Raw genomic sequence first — 18,988 nt, forward strand, 5'->3', positions numbered from 1 at the left:
GATGTCGGGATTCTTCATCAACCGGCCGATCTTTGCCTGGGTGATCGCCATCGTGATCATGCTGGGCGGCCTCTTGGCGCTGCAGTCGCTGCCGATCTCGCAATACCCGCAGATCGCTCCCACCACCGTCAACATCAGCGCCACCTACCCCGGCGCCGACGCCCAGACCGTCGAGAACTCGGTGACCAAGGTCATCGAACAGGGCATGACCGGTATCGACAATCTCGACTATATGACGGCGACGTCGACCTCGACCGGACAGGCCTCGATCACGCTGACCTTCACCAGCGGCGCCAACGCGGACACCGCCCAGGTGCAGACGCAGAACAAGCTGCAGCTGGTGCAGTCGCAGCTGCCGCAGGTCGTCCAGAACAACGGCATCACCGTCTCCAAATCCTCGACCGGCTTCCTGGTGGTCATCGGCTTCGTCTCCAGCGACGGCAAGATGAACTCGACCGACCTCGCGGACTATGTCGACTCAACCGTCAACGACACGCTGAAGCGTGTCGAAGGCGTCGGCTCGACGCAGCTTTTCGGCTCCGGCTATGCCATGCGCATCTGGCTCAACCCGGACAAACTAGCGCAATACGCGCTGATGCCGAGCGATGTCGCCACGGCCGTCGAGGCGCAGAACACGCAGGTCTCGGCCGGCCAGCTCGGCGGGCTCCCGGCGCGCAAGGGCCAACAGCTCAACGCCACGGTGACGGCGAAGAGCCGGCTGCAGACCGCCGAGCAGTTCCGCAACATCATCCTGAAGAGCAATACCGACGGCTCGCTGGTGCGGCTGAACGATGTTGCCAAGGTCGAGATCGGCGCCGAAAGCTACACCACCCAAGCCCATTACAACGGCAAGCCGGCCGCCGGCGTCGCCATCAGCCTGGCGACCGGCGCGAACGCGATCAGCACGGCGGAAGCTGTACGCACGACGATCAATCGCCTGAGCTCGACCTTCCCGCAAGGCGTCGAGGTTGTCTACCCGTATGACACTTCACCCTTCGTGCGGCTTTCGATCGAGGAAGTGGTGAAGACGCTCGCCGAAGCGATCGTGCTGGTGTTCCTGGTGATGTTGCTTTTCCTGCAGAACCTGCGCGCCACCATCATTCCGACGATCGCCGTGCCGGTGGTGCTGCTCGGCACATTCGGCGTGCTCTCCTTCTTCGGCTATTCGATCAACACGCTCACCATGTTCGCCATGGTTTTGGCCATCGGCCTGCTCGTCGACGACGCCATCGTCGTGGTCGAGAATGTCGAGCGCGTCATGCACGAGGAAGGCCTGCCGCCGAAGGAGGCTACGCGCAAATCGATGAACGAGATCACCGGCGCGCTGATCGGCATCGCCACCGTGCTGTCGGCCGTGTTCGTGCCGATGGCCTTCTTCGGCGGATCCACCGGCATCATCTACCGGCAGTTCTCGGTCACCATCGTCTCGGCGATGGTGCTCTCGGTGCTGGTGGCACTGGTGCTGACGCCGGCGCTCTGCGCCACCATCCTGCGCCCGGCCAAGGACCATGCGACGCAAAGGGGTCCGTTCGGCTGGTTCAACCGCATGTTCGATCGCAGCACCATCGCCTACCGCGACGGCTCGCACGGCATCATCAACCGTTCCTGGCGCTTCCTTGCCGTGTTCCTCGCCATCGTCGTTGCCATGGGCTGGATGTTCGCCCGTCTGCCGAGCTCGTTCCTGCCGGATGAGGATCAGGGCATCCTGATCACCAGCGCTTCACTGCCGGCCGGCGCGACGCAGGACCGCACCCAGCGCGTGCTGGCTCAGGTGACCGACCACTATCTCAACGAGGAGAAGGACGCGGTCGAAGGCGTGTTCACGGCTTCCGGCTTCGGATTCGGCGGCTCCGGGCAGAATGTCGGCATCGCCTTCGTGCGGATGAAGGATTTCGACCAGCGCAAGACCAAGGCTCTTTCCGTGTCTGCGGTCGCCGGCCGCGCCATGGCCGCCTTCTCCAAGATCAGGGATGCCCAAGTCTTCGCCCTCGCCCCACCGGCAATCCAGGGTTTCGGCAACACCAACGGCTTCGATTTCTACCTCCAGGATGTCAATGGCGCCGGCCATGAGGCGTTGATCCAGACGCGCAACCAGTTGCTCGGCTTGGCCGGGAAGAGCACGCTGCTCGCCAACACACGCCCCAACGGCCAGGAGGACCAGCCGCAATTTTCGGTCGATATCGACCAGGAAAAGGCCAGCGCGCTCGGCATCAGCCTCGCCGACATCAACAACACGCTGTCGAGCGCCTGGGGCAGCGACTACGTCAACGACTTTATCGATCGGGGACGGGTCAAGCCGGTCTATCTGCAGTCGGACTCGGATTTCCGTATGCAACCGGAAGATCTCGACAAATGGCAGGTCCGCAACTCCAGCGGCGCCATGGTGCCGTTCTCGGCCTTCGCCTCCAGCCACTGGACCTACGGATCGCCCCGCCTCGAACGCTACAACGGCTCGGCGGCGGTCGAGATCCAGGGCGCCGCGGCCGCCGGCCAAAGCTCAGGCGCGGCGATGGACGAGATCGACAGGCTGGTCGCGCAACTGCCCGCCGGATATTCGCATGAATGGACCGGCCTGTCGCATCAGGAGAAGCTTTCCGGCAACCAGGCGATGTCGCTCTACGCGATTTCGGCGCTGATCGTGTTCCTGTGCCTTGCCGCGCTTTACGAAAGCTGGTCGATCCCCTTCGCGGTGATGCTGTCGGTGCCGATCGGCATCTTCGGTGCGCTGGCGGCGGCCACCCTCTTTGGCCAGACCAACGACGTCTATTTCAAGGTCGGCCTGCTCACCACGATCGGCCTTGCCTCGAAGAACGCCATCCTCATCGTCGAGTTCGCCATTGAGCGGCAGGCGGCAGGCATGGGCCTGGTCGAAGCAACGCTCGAAGCGGCGCGACAGCGCCTGAGGCCCATCCTGATGACGTCGCTGGCCTTCATCCTCGGCGTCACACCTCTGGCGATCGCCAGCGGCGCGGGCTCGGGCGCGCAGAACTCGGTCGGCATCGGCGTGATGGGCGGCATGATCGCGGCGACCGTGATCGGCGTCTTCCTGGTGCCGCTTCTCTTCGTCAGGGTGCGCCGCATCTTCAAGGGCAAGGCGACCAAGCAGGATACGGACGGGACCCCAGCCACAGCCACTCAAGAATAGAGGTTTCTTTCCATGCCAGGTTTTGAACGCGGTCTCGCGACCGCGAGGGGGCTTCTTTTGCCCGCGTTTGCCGCTGCCCTGCTCTCGGGATGCGTCGTCGGTCCGGATTACCAGAAGTCTCTTCTGGTAATGCCAGCGAGTTGGAGCGGGCAGAAGGCGGTGAAGCCGGCTAAGCCGGTGCAGCTGTCGCAATGGTGGCAGCGCCTGCGCGATCCCGAGTTGAACGCGCTCGTGGAGGAAGCGGTCGCCGGCAATCTCGATGTCGCGACCGCCAATGCCAAAATCCGCGAGGCGCGGGCAAGCTACCGCCAGTCGGTGGGCAAGTTGCTACCATCCGCCGAGGGTTCGGCCTCGGCTACCCGCAATAGGACCGCAGCAACCAGCTCGGGCACGGCAACCAGCACAACCTATGACCAGTACCAGGCAGGCTTCGATGCCAGCTGGGAACTCGACCTCTTCGGCGCGAACCGCCGCGGCGTCGAGGCCGCCAGCTATGGCGTCGACGCTTCCGAGGAACACCTGCGATCGACCCTTCTGACCTTGGTCGGTGATGTCGCCTCCAACTATATCCAGGCACGCGGCTATCAGACCCGCGTCGCGCTGGCCCGGCGCTCGGCTGCGTCACAAAAGCAGACCGCCGAGCTTACCAGCACGATGGCCCTGGCCGGCACCGCGACGGCGGCAGATGTCGCCAAGGCCATGGGACAGGCAAGCAGCACGGAAGCGGAGATTCCGACGCTGGAAGCAAGCTACGCCGAAGCCGTGCACCGGCTTTCGGTGCTGACTGGCCGGCCGCCGGCGGCCCTTACCGAGCGGCTGAAGCGCGCCAAGCCGATCCCAGCGCCCCGCCTGCCGATCCCGACCGGCATCCCGGCCGACATCCTGCTCACCCGTCCGGACGTGCGCATGGCCGAGCGGCAGTATGCGCAGTCCACCGCCAAGATCGGCCAGGCCGAGGCGGCGCGCTATCCGAGCGTCAGCCTGACCGGCGACATCAGCACCACATCCCTCAAGCTCGGCGATCTCGGCAAGAACTCCACCATCGGCTGGTCGTTCGGTCCGTCGCTCAGCGTGCCGCTGTTTAACGGCGGCCAGTTGCGGGCGGCCGTCGACGTCGCCAAAGCCCAGCGCGACCAGTACTTCATTGCATACAAGGCCGCCGTGCTGACCGCGCTGGAAGACGTGGAGAACTCCACGGTTTCACTATCGCAGGAGCGCATCAGAAACGGCAGGCTCGCCTCTTCCGCGAAATCCTATGGCGAAGCCGCGAGGCTGGAACGGACGCTCTACAAGGCGGGCGAGACGAGCCTTCTCGATGTGCTGGATGCCGAGCGATCGGCCTACTCAGCCGATGACACTCTGATCCAAAGCCGAGTGTCGATCGCCACCGACTATATAGGATTGAACAAGGCGCTCGGCGGCGGCTGGGACGGCGGCGTCGACAGCACGACACCAGAGATCATCGATGTCACGACTGGGCCACGCTTCGCGTCAAGAGCCGTGGCGAAGTGAACAAGATGCACGGTCAATCAGAGGAGAGAGAAATGACCGACGACGCCTCGAAAGATGCAATTTTGGAACTCATGGCAGACGTGATTTCCGCATATGTTTCGAACAACGTTGTTCTCGCAGGCGAAAACGGTCGGTACGAATAGCTGGATCGGAGGGTATCGCGGACCAGAAGCTTCGCCGCGGCGCGACAAGGCACGCAGCGCCAGTCAGCGGCACCGGCTTCAGGCGGATTCACCGCTGCTGCTTACGCATGCCCATTTCGACCATATCTTTGGAATCCCCGGCCTGTTCTCGACGCTCGGGTTGCGGCAAAGCGGCGAAGAGCTCTTGACCGTACATGGAGGCCCGGACACCCTCGACGTCGTCGTCCGCATGCTCGCTGGTCTGTGGGGTGAAGGACGAGCGCCAATCCGCTAATGCTTGAACCGCTGACGCCCGGTCGATTTTTCGACGCGGATGAATTCATGATCGACTGCTTTTAGGTTCGTTACCGCGACACCGATAGCTACGGCTTCGTGCTCGAGACACGAGCGCGCCGTCACCTTCGCGCCGAGCACTCACGTCTCTCGGCGTGCCAGACGGTCCAATCAGGAAGGAACTGGTGGAGGGCCGGTCCATCACCTCGCGGATGGCCGAACAGTTGCTTCCGAAGACGTGCTAGGACCGCTGGAAGCAGGCAAGAAGCTGGTCATCATCGGCGATGCGGAGTCGACCGATGAGCTTGCGGACCATGTCCGCGACGCCGACCTGGCTGCCGTCGCTCCTTTGACGAAGACTCGGCTGACGGCAAAAGCCGCCGACCATTGAGATCAAGGAGGCCGCAGTGAAGCAATATGTCGGATTGGATGTGTCGCAGCGAGAGACGAGCGTTTGCGTGGTCGATGATGCTGGAAAGACGGTGTTCCAGGGAAAGGCGAAGTCCGATCCGGGAGCCTTGACGGAGTTGCTGCGTAAACGTGCGCCTCACGCCGAGCGCATCGGATTCGAGACGGGCGCCATGTCGAGCTGGCTCTGGCATGAGCTTAAACGGGTCGGATTGCCGGTTGTCTGCATTGATGCTCGACATGCAAAGGCAGCGCTTTCAGTCCGAATGAACAAGAGCGATGAGAACGATGCCCGCGGCCTGGCCGAGTTGGTTCGCGTCGGCTGGTATCGGGAAGTGAAGGTCAAGAGCGCAGAGAGTCAGGCCACCCGGTCCATGCTCGTGGCACGGTCAAGACTTGTCGAGATCCGTCGCGATCTCGAAAACCAGACACGGTCCATGCTGAAGGAATACGGGCTGCAGTTCGGTCGAGCGATTGGGTCACAGTTCCGGCGAAAGGTTTGGGAACTGGTTGCTGACGGGCATCCGGCGCTTCTGTCTGTCCATGAGCAAGTCTGCTGTGAACAGGAGAAACTTGATCGGCAGGTCCGGCATCTCGCTCGTGAAGACGAAACCACACGGCGGCTGATGACAGTCCCCGGCATCGGCGTGGTGACCGCGCTCACCTTCCGCCACACGATCGACGATCCCTCGCGCTTTCGCTCGGCCGCCAACGTGGGAGCCTATCTCGGCCTGACTCCACGACGAAGGCAGTCCGGTGAAACGGATATCAATGGCCGCGTCTCACGTTGGGGAGATCGACTGTTGCGAACCTATCTGTACGAGGCGGCCAACGTGCTCCTGCACCGGACGAAGAAATGGTCCACGCTGAAAGCCTGGGGGATGCGCCTGTCGAGACGGATCGGCTTGAAGAAGGCAAAGGTGGCGATCGCACGGAAGATCGCCGTTCTCCTTCATTGCATTTGGGTTGACGGCACCAGCTTTGAGTGGGGTAACGAAAAGATGGCTTAGCCGACTCCATCCCAAACGACTTCTCGGGCTGCTATCAACGCGGAACTCGTGATGTCCCCGCCGGGACGGTGGTTGCGGCGACCTCGGTCAAACGGCTGACAGCAGTTCATCTGCATCTCGTTGGAAACGTTGAGGCGCCCGACCCGAACATCATCATGAGGCATTCGACCTCGGAAAGGACCATGACCCCGGCGATGGCAATGCGAGATTCGAATTGACAACTACCCGCAATTAAAGGGCCGTCTGACATCGATACGCTCGTTGTTGATACCGATGAAGCGTCCTACCTGGCAGAATTGCATCCGGCTTCGTGGCCAAGTCGCCGCGGACAGAGGTGACCTGACGGGTGCCACGCCCCTGTTCGAAGCAGCGATTGCTACAGCCCGTCGGCAGCAAGCGAGACTCTTCGAGCTTCGCGCCACAACACAACTAGCACCAGTTCTGGCACGACAAGGTCGTGTCCATGAGGCGGTGACTGCTCTGCAAGCGGTGATCCGCGCATTTGACACAAGGTATCCAATCGTCGACCTCGTCGCCGCACAAAGGGAGCTGGGCGCGTTGCGCCTTTGAGCTCGCATCGCCTTCCTTTGGCTCCGACATAGTCGTATGCGTCGATTCGATCCAGTTTCCGCTCGTTGCCGCGCCCAAGACGGACGCTCGTCCGGTTGGATCGGAACGTCACGGAAGGGTTGAGATGAGTCGTTCACGTTTGAAGCGGCATAGGTCTGAACACGGGGCAAAGCCATCGATGGCGTCGACGAAGTCGACACGGGACCGACGAGTAGTGATCATGTCCGGAGAGGTGGTGTGCTGGCGGCATTATTCTTGCTGTTGCGTAAGGTCACGGATCGCGGCGCCGAGCAGCTTGAGCACGGTTCGGCGGCGCTTCGGCGCGACTATCGATACTGCTTCCAATGTGCAGTCCCGAATCAAGCCAATTTCATCCCGCTCTAGCGCCTTCGCGATGACGTCGAGTGGGTCAAGCCTCACATTACGGGACGCGTCCGGTTCTTGCGCTGCGAGTATGTTCTTCGGCATCCTCGCTGCAGGGTTTTCGGTGAGAGTCGGAATAGCCCGTGCGCCGCCGCTCCCGCCGTCGCTGGTCCATCCGCAGTCGACGGCGGGTGCAGGGACTTGGGGACTCACCCTCGGTGCGAGGGATTGCACCTTCCTGTGCAGTGAAATCTACGATCACATTAGAAATCACGCGATTAGTGCAAAATGCGAGCGCCCTTATCCTTTCAGGGGCGTCCATCTCCCTGCCGCCCTGGGACGTGGTCGGTGCGATGGTGCTGCACTCTGAAAGAAACTCGCCTGGCGAGGAAATCCAACCTCAAGCGCAAATCTGGTTCTAGTGTGGCAGAAATACGACTGCACGTAGCGGCGCGCTCTGCTACGAAAGGGTAGGTTACAGGGGGATTGTCGATGAAGAAGTTGCTTCTTGGTTTGTCGTTGTCTCTGCTGGCGTCCTCGGCGTTTGCTGCCGATGCTATCGTCCAGCAAGTCCCCGATGTCGCGCCGGTTTTTAGCTGGACAGGCGGATATATCGGCCTTCAGGCGGGTTATGCTTGGGGTGATGGCGACATAGACCAAATCGGTGGTCCGGGCTTTGTCGAGACAGATCCTGACGGATTCCTTGGAGGCGTTTACGCCGGTTACAACTATCAGATGTCGAGCAACATCGTGATAGGTGCGGAACTGGACTTCGTGTCTGCGGGTGTTGATGGCAGCGGCCAAATATTCGCCGCTCCCGGTGTGCCAATTCCGGGCACCATCGCCACCGAAGAACTCAATTGGAGCGGGGCGGCAAGACTTCGCCTAGGATATGCCGTTGATCGTTTTCTCCCTTATATCGCCGGTGGCGTTGCATTTGGCGACATCGACGTAAGCAGCAATGCCGGTGGGCCCTCGTTCGGAGATACGTTCACAGGATGGACGATAGGCGCGGGCTTGGATTACGCTATGACCGACAATCTGCTGCTGCGCGCCGAGTATCGCTATACTGACTTCGGTTCAGAATCGTTTGGTGATCCGGTCAATGCTGATGTCGATCTGAAGACCAACGAAGTTCGGCTGGGCATCGCCTACAAATTCTAGTCCTCTCAAGTCCCAATAGAGAGCCTGTCGCAAAACCGCGACGGGCTTTTTCTTTGCGCAACGCAATGGGCGAAGCCGGGCATCACCGGTCGGGTGAAGTTCCTCCGGGGGCGAACATATTCTCCGCCATGCCTCGGTGCAGGGTTTCAGTGTGGAAGGAAGCTGAGACGACACGCGGGCGCTGGAGACGGTTCGTGCGCTTACCTTCGACGTGCAGGGCACATGGGTGGATTTCTACCTGCCTATCCTGCGCATGGGCGAAGCTGTGAACCGTGCCAAGGCTTGGATATCGATTGGGCTGCTCTGTCCTCTGATTGGCGCGATCTCTACCGCTTTGCGCTCGATCAGGTTATTGTAGGTCAACGGCCATGGCTGCGGGTCAACCGCCTCCATCGCGAAGTTCGCTGAAATTTTTGATGCGGTGCCATATCGCCGTTAGCCGAAGGCCTTCGCCAGGCTCTCAAGAGAAGCCTTCACCTTTCGGTGGCCTCTCTGCTACTTTTGCGTCGGGCGCCGCAGACAAATCGGTTTTGGCCAGGATCCCGGCGATTCTGGCGAAGCCGACAAATGCCTGCCGTGCCTGATCGGTTGTCATCTGCCCGGCAATCGCGGCGTTGCAACTTCTTACTGCGCAACTGTATACCGGTCCGCGCCGCGGTTTCGGCCATTGATTCAAGAACACGAGCGACTCTCGCACTGTGTTGATGTCGTGGACCTCGTCGTTGGTCTTGATCCGGACGGGGACCAGAAAAGCCAGACCTCTCATCGTTGCCTCCCTGAGATTCCAATGAATTACCGTTGTTTCACCTCTCGCCTTTGATGTTGCAGGGGGACGGAGCGTGCTGCCGTTTTTCCGAAAGGGTCTCGAACGTTTGGTCGGGGCCTCTCGGCCGGATCGGTCCGAATGACGTAGTCCAGTCCCTGATTCTCAGCGAAGTCGACGGCTGCGTCCACGCTGGGAAAATCCAGCTGCACTTGGGTCAGCGTGTCACCGCCGCCGCAATAGCCCATCAGGGGTTCAATGACGGGCGGGCCTCGCCGTTCGAACACGAGACGCCACGGCCGGGAGGTGACCCGCGCCGACGTCATGACCGAACGGCTGGGCCGAAAGATCCTCGCGGCAGCCTGGCAGGAGACTGGGAGCGGAGTGGCGACGACCACAGGACACCGTTTCCTGGCCTGCCGGCTCTGCCTAGCTGCTGCAAATAATTCCGTCATTGGCGCCCTCGCCCATCTGCCAAGGCCGGGGCACGTTCGCGCCCCCGGGCCTGAGTTCGCGTCCCTCATCCGTTGTCGTTGGGTGGTGCTTGTCTGCACCTTCTCGGCTGCCGACCACCAAAGACTAGGCGGCTGCGCTTTCATTGCGCTGGGACGTCGCCTTCCTGCCGGTCTCGACGTCGATCGCAATTCGACGCGGCTTCATCTCCTCCGGAATTTCTTTCCTGAGATCGATGGTCAGCAAACCGTTTTCTAATGTGGCCCCGACTATGGTCACGTGATCGGCCAGCTCGAAATGGCGCGCGAACGACCTCAGAGCTAAGCCATGATGGAGGTAATGGACCTCTCTGGTCTCTGTCTTGGCGCCCTCGATCACGAGCACATTCGGCTGATGCGTAATCGTAAGCTCGTCTTCGCTAAAACCGGCGACCGCTAGGACAATGCGGTAGGCGTCTTCCCCGAGTTTCGCGATGTCGTACGGCGGCCAGTTGTCGGCATTCTGCGAAGGACTGGCGTTTTCGAGCATACTGAAGATCCGGTCAAATCCAATGCTCGATCGATAGAAAGGAGAAAAGTCCAGGTTGGTTCTCATAGCTACATCCTCCTTGGAGCAACATAGATACGAGGGAACGCCAAGAAGCTGCGGCGCTCCCTGACAAATCGGTCCCATGCCAAGGCAACCGACAATGATGAGTTGGGCATCGATTTCCGCGGCGTCAAGAGGGCCGCTGAAATGCGAACGGGCCGCTAGCAAGGCCTCCATCCAATACCCATGTCCTTCTCTGGTATTTCGACGGGAGGAAAAGGGATGACCGTGACACGCCAAGATGTTCTTTCGGTCCTCGGACCCGTGGACGACGTAACAATTGCGGAGATCATCGCATTCGGCGCCTCGCTCGATGAATTGAGAGAGGCGGGGCATGGGCCTTTGGTGATGAGGCATTGATGAGCCTGGGGCGACCGTTGCCTGGAACACGGGTGGCAGCGCTAATCGACCTGATCGAACCTGACGACGAAGGCGACCTGACGGATCCGATCCAAGAAGATCGGGGCGACGGCCATTGACTACGATGCCGTCTATGGTGATCCAAAGCCAGGTCTCCACGATCTTTCAAGGGTGGCGTACCGTTAGACTTTTTACGTTTTTGAGATCCAAGTTTGTAAGCCCGCGCCTGGCAGTGGGTTTCGTTTGCTCATCGGGGGCCGCCACTGGGACATCCTCGGTCACACCGACCCTGCGGGCCCAAGTCGTAAAGATCTTGTGTGCCGCCTCGACCGACTTTCGCCCATCGTACGCGGAACAGTATGTTTCACATGCCGCCGCGTGAAGGAGACCTCGCCTGTCGACCGGCCATTCCTCCAAGAATTCTATCGCATCCATCACACAACGATTCTTCGGAGAACGAAACCATCGTCCCTGACGAAAATCGCTTGTTCGAAAGTTCCGCTTTCCATGGGTGACCTCCCTTCTAACAGTGGAGCAGGAATGATGCCGAGCGGCTAAAGCCAATAGGCAAGGGGCCCGTCGAACGCCACAGCGGGCCAGCACAGGAACGGACTCTATTGCCTACAGCTGCCTCCCTACGTCCTTCCGCTCCAACCAGTGAAAAGTGCACTCGCCACCGAGAGATATTGGAAGCACCCATTTCCAAATGAAGGAAGATGCCAACCGAGCGGCCAGCGCTCTTGGTGCGGCATTATTGGGTTTCCTTCGATCATGCTGGGGCAGGAGAAATCCGGATTGCTCGCGGTCTGGATTTTGCATTCGGGTGAACGGCGCTTCCGAAGGACGATCACGCTTTCCTCGCCAATAGCTTGGTCAAGTCAAGCAATGGGGTATAACCAGCGCATGAGTCAGTACAACTAGGATATCAGCAAGAAGACCGCCTGTGTGGTATACAGCCCGCCAACTGTGGGATTTCGTATCTCGCGATCATTCTGTCGGCTGACGACACGGTGACCGCAAGAGCTTTCAATACGGCGGAAGAAGCCGCCGCATTCAACCGCCAAATGGCACGATCACAGTTTCCAGAAGCTGGGCGTCTCCAACATTGCGCCTCCGTCCCTCGACGCGCCGCGCCAGGGGCATCACAGCCCGGCGTGGACCTCAGCGTCTGCTCATGTTGGAACGGCATCGTCGCCTGTCGTGCTCCTGAGAAGATGTCGCTAGGGCGAATTGAGCCGCGGCGATGGCAAAGCACACTTCGACAATCCTTATCATCCTGCGGATCGTCCCCAGCCGTCGATCGACGCCGCCAGAGCCGGGGACTGTCTGTTTTAAGTCTGTTCGTTCCCCGCTGCGCTGACGCTCGGAGAGACCTATATGATCATGCCCAAATTGCGTGACCGCAGAGTGGGCGTGTCAGACGGAAGGAACTGTCGAACAGGTTCGATGGAGAACGCCCACTTGGCAATGGAGATTGCCGTTGTCGTCCTTTAAAGAGCTGATGAGCTACCTTTTCAACGCCGAATGGTTGCCGCTTTCGCTCATGGCTTTTCATGCCCCTCATGGCATCAATAGTCTTGCTCATAATCAGCCTCGCCGCCTGGATCGTCGGCGACGCCTGGTCGAACAGGTCACACTAAGCCGGCTAACTCGGCGGCCCCTAAGAGCCATCGCATCGGACAGGCCATTCTTTGCGAAACACGTGACGATTGTGCAGAACCATCTCTCTCGCGGAGAATTGTTGGTGCATCTCCGCACCGGCACGGGTGGCGCTAGCCGCCATGGCCAGACGGACGTGAATTGGCAGTCATGACCCGGCACCCGGGCGCGCGCCGGCTATTGAATGGTGAAGATGCCGTCGGCCGCCTTCCATTCGGAAGGCCTTATCAAGCGATGATGGGCGACGCGCACGGAATGGAGGGCGCCTTGGAGTTCGCGCTCCCAATGATCCAGAAACCTTTTCAGGGTCGGGAATTCCGGTGCGAGATCGTATTCCTGCCAAACGTAGAGCTGCAACAGGCTTGGATGATCGGGGATATGGTAGTGGATCTCCGCGGTTGTGAGACCGTAGCCCTCCATCTGCAGCCGGAACTCCCTGCTGACCATGCTTCTCTCCTTCTCAAGTGCGTCGTTCAGGCGTCGAGGCGTTGCGGGCGTCCTTGGGCCCGCCGTTCACAGCCAACCTCGCCACGACTATTGTCCAGGCGGCGAAGTGCATCCATGACGGCGTCAAACGTCACAGGCCTCGCGGCACCCGGTGGCTTTCGCAGCGCAGGCATGGATTCGACGGCACAGGCATCCGACGCCCATGAGGCAAGAATCGCGCGCTTTTCCTGAATGTCGAGCGTTCGGTCGCCCACCACCTCGTCGGGATGATTGAAGTGCCTCGCCGGGAACAGCAGGCGGTCAAGCGAAGGATCAGAGGTTTCAGGGGCGATCGAGGATATGTTTTTCGACGGTTCCATCGATGGTCTCCGCTTCGTAACAATCTCCTTGGCATCGTTGGTTGTTGCAGTGACCCCTTTCGGGACTCCAGCCGCAAAAAATTTCGTGGAGTTCGGATCGAATTTCAAGACCAGAAAATCTCGCGCCTGGCGGAAATAGCTGTATGAATTCACGTCTCTAGCACTCTTGAATGCAGAGTGCCAAAAATTTTCCAGCGACCCCTTGAAACCCGAAAATACCAAAACTAGCTCGATACGCGCGCGATGCCTGAAAAAGGTCGTGGCGCCCCGCACCGGCCCGATATTGCCGGTCCGGTGTGGAGGAACCTCAAAAATCTGTTTGTCCCGAAGGAGAACGATATGACGTTCCGTCCATTGCATGACCGTATCCTGGTCCGCCGCATCGAGGCCGAGGAGAAAAGCGCCGGCGGCATCATCATCCCCGACACTGCCAAGGAGAAGCCGCAGGAAGGCGAAGTCATCGCCGTCGGCCCGGGCGCTCGTGACGAAAGCGGCAAGCTTGTCGCCCTCGACGTAAAGGTCGGCGACCATATTCTGTTCGGCAAGTGGTCCGGCACGGAGATCAAGCTCAATGGCGAAGACCTGCTCATCATGAAGGAAAGCGATGTGATGGGCGTGATCGAGCAGACCGCAACGGTCAAGAAAGCCGCCTGACCGGGCTTCGATCGAACCGCAACTCAGTCAATGAAAGCTGCCTAAAGCAAGGAGTGATCCAATGGCTGCCAAGGAAGTCAAATTCCATTCCGACGCCCGTGAGCGCATGCTGCGCGGCGTCAACATCCTCGCCGACGCGGTGAAAGTGACACTCGGCCCGAAGGGCCGCAACGTCGTCATCGACAAGTCGTTCGGCGCCCCGCGCATCACCAAGGACGGCGTCACCGTCGCCAAGGAGATCGAACTCGAAGACAAGTTCGAGAACATGGGCGCGCAGATGGTGCGCGAGGTCGCTTCAAAGACCAGCGACATCGCCGGCGACGGCACCACGACGGCCACGGTGCTTGCCCAGGCAATCGTCAAGGAAGGTGCCAAGGCTGTTGCCTCGGGCATGAACCCGATGGATCTGAAACGCGGCATCGACAAGGCGGTCGAGGCAATTGTCCAGGAGTTGAAAACCAACGCCCGCAAGGTGACCAGGAATGACGAGATCGCCCAGGTCGGCACGATTTCGGCCAATGGCGATGCCGAGATCGGCCGCTTCCTGGCCGAAGCGATGCAAAAGGTCGGCAACGAAGGCGTCATCACTGTCGAGGAAGCAAAGACCGCCGAAACCGAACTGGAAGTCGTCGAAGGCATGCAGTTCGACCGTGGCTACCTCAGCCCCTATTTCATCACCAACCAGGACAAGATGCGCGTCGAGCTGGAAGAGCCCTATGTGCTGATCCATGAGAAGAAGCTCGGCAACCTGCAAGCGCTGCTTCCCGTGCTCGAGGCCGTGGTGCAGTCAGCCAAGCCGCTGCTGATCATCGCCGAGGATGTCGAGGGCGAGGCTCTGGCCACGCTGGTGGTCAACAAGCTGCGCGGAGGCCTGAAGGTTGCGGCCGTCAAGGCGCCGGGCTTCGGCGACCGCCGCAAGGCGATGCTGGAGGATATCGCCATCCTGACCGGCGGCACGGCCATCAGCGAAGATCTCGGCATCAAGCTTGAGAATGTCACGCTCAACATGCTGGGCCGCGCCAAGAAGGTGGTGATCGAGAAGGAGAACACCACCATCGTGGACGGCGCCGGCTCGAAGAGCGAGATCCAGGGCCGCGTCAGCCAGATCAAGGTGCAAATCGAGGAGACAACCTCGGACTACGACCGCGAGAAGCTGCAGGAGCGGCTGGCCAAGCTTGCGGGCGGCGTCGCCGTTATTCGTGTCGGCGGCTCGACCGAGGTCGAGGTCAAGGAGCGCAAGGACCGCGTCGACGATGCCATGCATGCGACACGCGCTGCGGTCGAGGAAGGCGTATTGCCAGGTGGCGGCGTGGCACTTCTTCGTGCGGCCAAGGCACTCGACAGCGTGCAGGCCGAGAATGAGGACCAGAAGCACGGTATCGAGATCGTGCGCCGCGCGATCGAGGCGCCCGTGCGCCAAATCGCCGAGAACGCCGGCGCGGAAGGCTCGATCATCGTCGGCAAACTGCGCGAGAAGCCGGAGTTCGGCTGGGGCTGGAACGCACAGACCAACGCGTTTGGCGACCTCTACAACGAGGGCGTCATCGATCCGGTGAAGGTGGTGCGGACCGCACTCCAGGATGCGGCATCGGTTGCCGGCCTGCTGGTGACCACCGAAGCGATGGTTGCCGAGAAGCCGAAAAAGGAAACCGCGGTTCCGGCAATGCCTGGCGGCGGCATGGATTTCTGACGAGAGATGGCAGTGTCCGCGCCCACGGGGCGCGGACACTCGTGACAGATGGGTACAGCCATGAACATGATGAACTTAAACGTAGTCCCCCCGCCCTCACGAGGGGTCACCGATCTGAACTATGAAGCGGACCTGAAGGTTGCGCTCGACCCGGTGCTGGACGACTTGCTTGATAGAACCGAGGCTGCGGGTTGGGACCGACGCAGAGCAGCATATACGATTATGTTTCTTGCCGCTCGCAAACTCACAGACACCAAACCGAGCCCAGAAATCGCACCTTCAGCGAGCTGATGCCGCCGCGCCCGGGATGGCCGGCGGTTCTGACAATCGAACTGGTGCACGCCGGCACGAATTGACGGATTGGACAATGGGGTCCGATCCATCAAGGCAGACCCGATAGCCAGCTGGCCGCGCCGAGAGGAGCAATCTACGTTTCGGGGCCGAAAAATGACTGTGCGATCGTCAAGTTACATCGGCGTGCTCGCCGCACTCTATTTCGCGCTAACTCCAATGCCGGCGTACCCGGCAGTAGCCGCGCCCGTCGTCAGCACCACCACCCAGCGACCGCTGCCGGACATCCTTGACCAGGTGGCGCCTGCGGTTGTCAATATTGCCGTCACCTCGAATTCGCCTGGGCAGACCAACCCGCTCTACAACGATCCCTTCTTCCGGCGTTATTTCAACATGCCTGAGGCGCAGCCCAGGCTGAGCGCCGGTTCCGGCGTTATCGTCGATGCCGACAAGGGTCTTATCCTGACCAATCATCACGTCGTCGCCGATGCCAGTGATATCTCGGTGACGCTCAAGGATCGTCGTCGTTTCAAAGCGGAGCTTGTCGGAAGCGATCAGGCGACCGACATCGCCGTGCTGAGGATCAAGGCGACCAGGCTCACGGCTCTTCCTTTCGGCAACTCCGATACACTTCGGGTGGGCGACTCTGTTGTAGCGATCGGCAATCCCTTCGGTCTTGGCCAGACAGTGACGTCAGGGATTGTCAGCGCGCTCGGCCGCAGTGGCATCAACATCGAGGGCTATGAGGATTTCATCCAGACCGATGCCTCGATCAAATTCGGGTGGGGCGCTCGTAACCACGGATGGCAAGCTGGTCGGCATCAATACCGCGATCATAGCGCCGGCCGGCGGTAATGTCGGCATCGGCTTCGCTGTCCCCATCGCCATGGTGTCATCGGTGATGAAACAGCTGATCGACCATGGCGAAGTGCGCCGAGGCCGCATCGGCGTTGCTGTACAGGACCTCACGCCAGACCTCGCGGAGGCACTCAAACTCACCGACAGTTCGGGCGCCGTCGTGGGCAGCGTCGAAGGCGGTTCTCCGGCCGCCCATGCCGTGTTGCAGGCCGGCGATGTGATCGTCAGCATCGATAACTATCCGATCTCCGGCTCAGCCGATCTGAGGAACCGCATCGGTCTGACACCGGTCGGATCGGAGGTGGCCGTCGAATATCTGCGCGATGGCGCCCGCAAGAGCGTGACCATTCGTATCGCGCCGGAGAACGCGGCAGCCGCCGCACCATCGCAGCCGGACCCTCTGGAAGGCGCCCAGGACGCGGCGGGCAATGTGTTTGTCTCGCAAGTCGACGAAGGAAGCGCCGCGGCCCGAGCGGGCTTGCGCGCCGGCGACGTCATCGTCGCGATCAATCGGAAACCGGTTGCCTCAGTGGCCGAACTGAGAGCTGCGTTGCGCGAGGCAAGCGGGACGATTGCAATGGATCTGTTTCGCGGTGGAGCAAAGCTGTTTCTGGTGGTGCCTTCCTGAGGGCAGCGCGCCCGAGGGGGGCTGATCGCGTCCAAACGGCTTACGCCCATTATAGAGCAGCAGCAATTAACGGCAGCAGGTACTACGTGTCTTAGTGCCAGATCAACCGCCAGAGTCTGACCCGTGGGAGGGCAATGCAAAGTTGCCTATGCCGCGAATAGTCATGAGAAGCTCCGCATACTCACTTAACGCGCCGCGGAGCTACTACGATGAAGGCGAGCATGCACTTCATGCCTCCCTGCGGAGCAATACAGATTGAACTGGATTTGTCCGCTAGGGCCGGGCTTTAGTCGGTCGGGAAGAACTCGACGCCTAGCGATGTTGGGTTGGCTCATGCCAAAGGCACGCGGTCGCCGCCGCCCATCGTGCCGTTAATGGACAGATCGCAAAACTACGATCCGCTCACGCGCATGAACTGAGATTTCCGGCACTTCAATCGTCAGCCGCGCCGCGAACGATAGCTGATTGCTTGATTTAAGGTTTCTTCGCCCAACATGATTGAGCCCTTGAAAGGCTCGGCCTGCTCACCTACCTCATTTTTGCCGGATGCCACAATCGGATCCAGGCACGGGAACGACGTTCGCTGATGTCGTACCGGGTGCGGTTCATATCGCTTCGCAAGGAGGATGTGTTCCGGGTCTGCCGAACCCTCTTTCTCGCGTGTGCGCGATCAACCGTCTCGGTCTTGGCCGGTGGTCATCTCTTCCCCAACGCCTCCGATGGATTCTGGCTACGGCATGAACGTGCATGGCGCATAGCCCAGCACATATGTGACCGCGAATCGAAGGAGGATGCACATGCTGTTATCAGATTTCGGCCGCGTGGGGTTCGACCCGTTCTTGGAAATGCGGCGCATGCAACAGGAAATGAATCAGCGTTTGGCCGGAATGACGGCCGCAACCGCCCCAGAATTTCCGCCAATCAACCTTTGGGCGGGCGAGGAGAGTGTGGCCGTGACCGCTGAGTTGCCCGGGTTGGCGCCGGGCGATGTCGACCTCACGGTCCGCGACAACACGCTGACATTGAAAGGCGAACGCGGATCCCCGACGACCGAGGACGAGAAGTCTGTCTGGCACCGACGCGAGCTCCCGTATGGTAGCTTCTCCCGGACTGTACAATTGCCATTCCGCGTCGATCCGGAGCAGGTCGAGGCTCGTTTCGCCAACGGGTTACTCGAAGTCGAACTGCACCGGCCGGAGGCGGATCGGCCGAAGAAGATCCAGATCAAGGGATAAGGAGGCGAAGATGGCTCAAGAACTGAAAACGACCGAGCGCCAGGTCCCTAGCAAAGTTGACGGCAGCGAACGGACCCGTTCGCGCGCGGTTTTTGTCCCTCGGGCCGATATTTATGAGACACAGGACAATGTTGTCCTTCTCGTCGATATGCCCGGCGTCGCTTCGGATGGGGTCGACATCACGCTCGAAAAGCGGACACTGGCGATCCGCGGCTACGCGGCGGACCAGCCGCACGAGAACTATCGACAAGTCTACGCCGAATATGCCTCGGGCGATTATGAGCGTGTCTTCACTCTGTCTGAAGACATCGATCGGGACGGTATCGAGGCATCCCAAAAGAACGGCGTCCTGCGGCTGGTCATCCCGAAGGCCGCACCTGCAAAGGCGAGAAAGATCCAACTCAAGATGGCCTAG

General features: G+C 60.5%; 16 protein-coding genes and 3 pseudogenes. 12 read left to right on the top strand and 7 right to left on the bottom strand.

What is annotated here, in order from left to right:
- Window position 1: 1 nt before the first annotated feature.
- The 4 genes and pseudogenes from EJ074_RS10975 (at window position 2) to EJ074_RS10990 (ending at window position 6,491) form a co-directional block, all read left to right on the top strand.
- Entirely contained in the window at window positions 2-3,145 is a 3,144-nt protein-coding gene (locus tag EJ074_RS10975; RefSeq protein ID WP_129553339.1) for an efflux RND transporter permease subunit, read from the top strand.
- 12 nt (window positions 3,146-3,157) lie between these two features.
- Window positions 3,158-4,657, top strand: a complete 1,500-nt coding sequence (locus tag EJ074_RS10980; RefSeq protein ID WP_129553340.1) for an efflux transporter outer membrane subunit — start codon at window positions 3,158-3,160, stop codon at window positions 4,655-4,657.
- A 208-nt stretch (window positions 4,658-4,865) separates the two neighbouring features.
- Window positions 4,866-5,407 (top strand): annotated as a pseudogene (locus tag EJ074_RS10985) (MBL fold metallo-hydrolase); the annotation flags it as partial.
- A 73-nt stretch (window positions 5,408-5,480) separates the two neighbouring features.
- Window positions 5,481-6,491 carry an IS110 family transposase gene (locus EJ074_RS10990; protein WP_129553341.1) on the top strand — a complete coding sequence of 337 codons (1,011 nt, stop codon included), beginning with the start codon at window positions 5,481-5,483 and terminating at the stop codon, window positions 6,489-6,491.
- An 819-nt stretch (window positions 6,492-7,310) separates the two neighbouring features.
- Here EJ074_RS10990 and EJ074_RS10995 read toward each other — a convergent pair.
- Entirely contained in the window at window positions 7,311-7,529 is a 219-nt protein-coding gene (locus EJ074_RS10995) for a hypothetical protein (protein ID WP_129553342.1), read from the bottom strand.
- Window positions 7,530-7,916: 387 nt separating this feature from the next.
- On the opposite strand from EJ074_RS10995, the gene EJ074_RS11000 reads away from it, so the two are divergent.
- A complete protein-coding gene (locus EJ074_RS11000) occupies window positions 7,917-8,588 on the top strand; it encodes an outer membrane protein (protein WP_129553343.1) in 672 nt (223 codons plus the stop codon).
- Between the two features lie 460 nt (window positions 8,589-9,048).
- Here the strand turns inward: EJ074_RS11000 and EJ074_RS11005 are convergent, their stop codons facing one another.
- From EJ074_RS11005 to EJ074_RS11015, 3 genes are read right to left on the bottom strand one after another with little or no spacing between them, the layout of a single operon-like run.
- Complete coding sequence (locus EJ074_RS11005) at window positions 9,049-9,354, bottom strand: DUF982 domain-containing protein (protein WP_129553344.1); 306 nt, start codon at window positions 9,352-9,354, stop codon at window positions 9,049-9,051.
- A 26-nt stretch (window positions 9,355-9,380) separates the two neighbouring features.
- Window positions 9,381-9,950, bottom strand: a complete 570-nt coding sequence (locus tag EJ074_RS11010; protein ID WP_348627006.1) for an NADH dehydrogenase ubiquinone Fe-S protein 4 — start codon at window positions 9,948-9,950, stop codon at window positions 9,381-9,383.
- Entirely contained in the window at window positions 9,931-10,398 is a 468-nt protein-coding gene (locus EJ074_RS11015) for an Hsp20 family protein (RefSeq protein ID WP_129553346.1), read from the bottom strand. Before EJ074_RS11015 ends, EJ074_RS11010 begins: the two co-directional genes overlap by 20 nt.
- Before the next feature lie 216 nt (window positions 10,399-10,614).
- Here EJ074_RS11015 and EJ074_RS30215 point away from each other — a divergent pair.
- Window positions 10,615-10,871: pseudogene (locus tag EJ074_RS30215) on the top strand (hypothetical protein).
- A gap of 46 nt (window positions 10,872-10,917) precedes the next feature.
- On the opposite strand, the gene EJ074_RS11025 reads toward EJ074_RS30215, so the two are convergent.
- From EJ074_RS11025 to EJ074_RS11035, 3 genes are all read right to left on the bottom strand, one after another.
- Window positions 10,918-11,187 carry a DUF982 domain-containing protein gene (locus EJ074_RS11025; protein ID WP_245454835.1) on the bottom strand — a complete coding sequence of 90 codons (270 nt, stop codon included), beginning with the start codon at window positions 11,185-11,187 and terminating at the stop codon, window positions 10,918-10,920.
- 1,401 nt (window positions 11,188-12,588) lie between these two features.
- Window positions 12,589-12,858, bottom strand: a complete 270-nt coding sequence (locus EJ074_RS11030; protein ID WP_129553347.1) for an usg protein — start codon at window positions 12,856-12,858, stop codon at window positions 12,589-12,591.
- Window positions 12,859-12,884: 26 nt separating this feature from the next.
- Entirely contained in the window at window positions 12,885-13,217 is a 333-nt protein-coding gene (locus tag EJ074_RS11035) for a hypothetical protein (RefSeq protein WP_129554040.1), read from the bottom strand.
- A 339-nt stretch (window positions 13,218-13,556) separates the two neighbouring features.
- Between EJ074_RS11035 and groES the strand changes: the two genes are divergently transcribed.
- The 6 genes and pseudogenes from groES (at window position 13,557) to EJ074_RS11065 (ending at window position 18,988) form a co-directional block, all read left to right on the top strand.
- Window positions 13,557-13,871, top strand: a complete 315-nt coding sequence (gene groES, locus EJ074_RS11040) for a co-chaperone GroES (RefSeq protein WP_129553348.1) — start codon at window positions 13,557-13,559, stop codon at window positions 13,869-13,871.
- A gap of 61 nt (window positions 13,872-13,932) precedes the next feature.
- Window positions 13,933-15,561, top strand: coding sequence for a chaperonin GroEL (gene groL, locus EJ074_RS11045; protein ID WP_129553349.1), 1,629 nt, complete (start codon window positions 13,933-13,935; stop codon window positions 15,559-15,561).
- Between the two features lie 60 nt (window positions 15,562-15,621).
- The gene (locus EJ074_RS11050; protein WP_095809072.1) at window positions 15,622-15,852 is read left to right on the top strand and encodes a hypothetical protein; all 231 of its coding nucleotides are present in this window, start codon (window positions 15,622-15,624) and stop codon (window positions 15,850-15,852) included.
- 156 nt (window positions 15,853-16,008) lie between these two features.
- Window positions 16,009-17,338: pseudogene (locus EJ074_RS11055) on the top strand (Do family serine endopeptidase).
- Window positions 17,339-18,135: 797 nt separating this feature from the next.
- Complete coding sequence (locus tag EJ074_RS11060; RefSeq protein ID WP_129553350.1) at window positions 18,136-18,573, top strand: Hsp20/alpha crystallin family protein; 438 nt, start codon at window positions 18,136-18,138, stop codon at window positions 18,571-18,573.
- A 10-nt stretch (window positions 18,574-18,583) separates the two neighbouring features.
- Entirely contained in the window at window positions 18,584-18,988 is a 405-nt protein-coding gene (locus tag EJ074_RS11065; protein ID WP_129553351.1) for an Hsp20/alpha crystallin family protein, read from the top strand.

It is taken from the genome of Mesorhizobium sp. M3A.F.Ca.ET.080.04.2.1, from assembly GCF_003952525.1.
Classification (GTDB): domain Bacteria; phylum Pseudomonadota; class Alphaproteobacteria; order Rhizobiales; family Rhizobiaceae; genus Mesorhizobium.

What these genes read in the sequence shown, in the direction of transcription:
- EJ074_RS10975 (WP_129553339.1), top strand. Translation starts at nt 2, where the DNA reads ATGTCGGGATTCTTCATCAACCGGCCGATCTTTGCCTGGGTGATCGCC.
- EJ074_RS10980 (WP_129553340.1), top strand. Translation starts at nt 3,158, where the DNA reads ATGCCAGGTTTTGAACGCGGTCTCGCGACCGCGAGGGGGCTTCTTTTG.
- EJ074_RS10995 (WP_129553342.1), bottom strand. Translation starts at nt 7,529, where the DNA reads ATGCCGAAGAACATACTCGCAGCGCAAGAACCGGACGCGTCCCGTAAT.
- EJ074_RS11000 (WP_129553343.1), top strand. Translation starts at nt 7,917, where the DNA reads ATGAAGAAGTTGCTTCTTGGTTTGTCGTTGTCTCTGCTGGCGTCCTCG.
- EJ074_RS11005 (WP_129553344.1), bottom strand. Translation starts at nt 9,354, where the DNA reads ATGAGAGGTCTGGCTTTTCTGGTCCCCGTCCGGATCAAGACCAACGAC.
- EJ074_RS11010 (WP_348627006.1), bottom strand. Translation starts at nt 9,950, where the DNA reads ATGAAAGCGCAGCCGCCTAGTCTTTGGTGGTCGGCAGCCGAGAAGGTG.
- EJ074_RS11015 (WP_129553346.1), bottom strand. Translation starts at nt 10,398, where the DNA reads ATGAGAACCAACCTGGACTTTTCTCCTTTCTATCGATCGAGCATTGGA.
- EJ074_RS11025 (WP_245454835.1), bottom strand. Translation starts at nt 11,187, where the DNA reads ATGGATGCGATAGAATTCTTGGAGGAATGGCCGGTCGACAGGCGAGGT.
- EJ074_RS11030 (WP_129553347.1), bottom strand. Translation starts at nt 12,858, where the DNA reads ATGGTCAGCAGGGAGTTCCGGCTGCAGATGGAGGGCTACGGTCTCACA.
- EJ074_RS11035 (WP_129554040.1), bottom strand. Translation starts at nt 13,217, where the DNA reads ATGGAACCGTCGAAAAACATATCCTCGATCGCCCCTGAAACCTCTGAT.
- groES (WP_129553348.1), top strand. Translation starts at nt 13,557, where the DNA reads ATGACGTTCCGTCCATTGCATGACCGTATCCTGGTCCGCCGCATCGAG.
- groL (WP_129553349.1), top strand. Translation starts at nt 13,933, where the DNA reads ATGGCTGCCAAGGAAGTCAAATTCCATTCCGACGCCCGTGAGCGCATG.
- EJ074_RS11050 (WP_095809072.1), top strand. Translation starts at nt 15,622, where the DNA reads ATGAACATGATGAACTTAAACGTAGTCCCCCCGCCCTCACGAGGGGTC.
- EJ074_RS11060 (WP_129553350.1), top strand. Translation starts at nt 18,136, where the DNA reads ATGCTGTTATCAGATTTCGGCCGCGTGGGGTTCGACCCGTTCTTGGAA.
- EJ074_RS11065 (WP_129553351.1), top strand. Translation starts at nt 18,584, where the DNA reads ATGGCTCAAGAACTGAAAACGACCGAGCGCCAGGTCCCTAGCAAAGTT.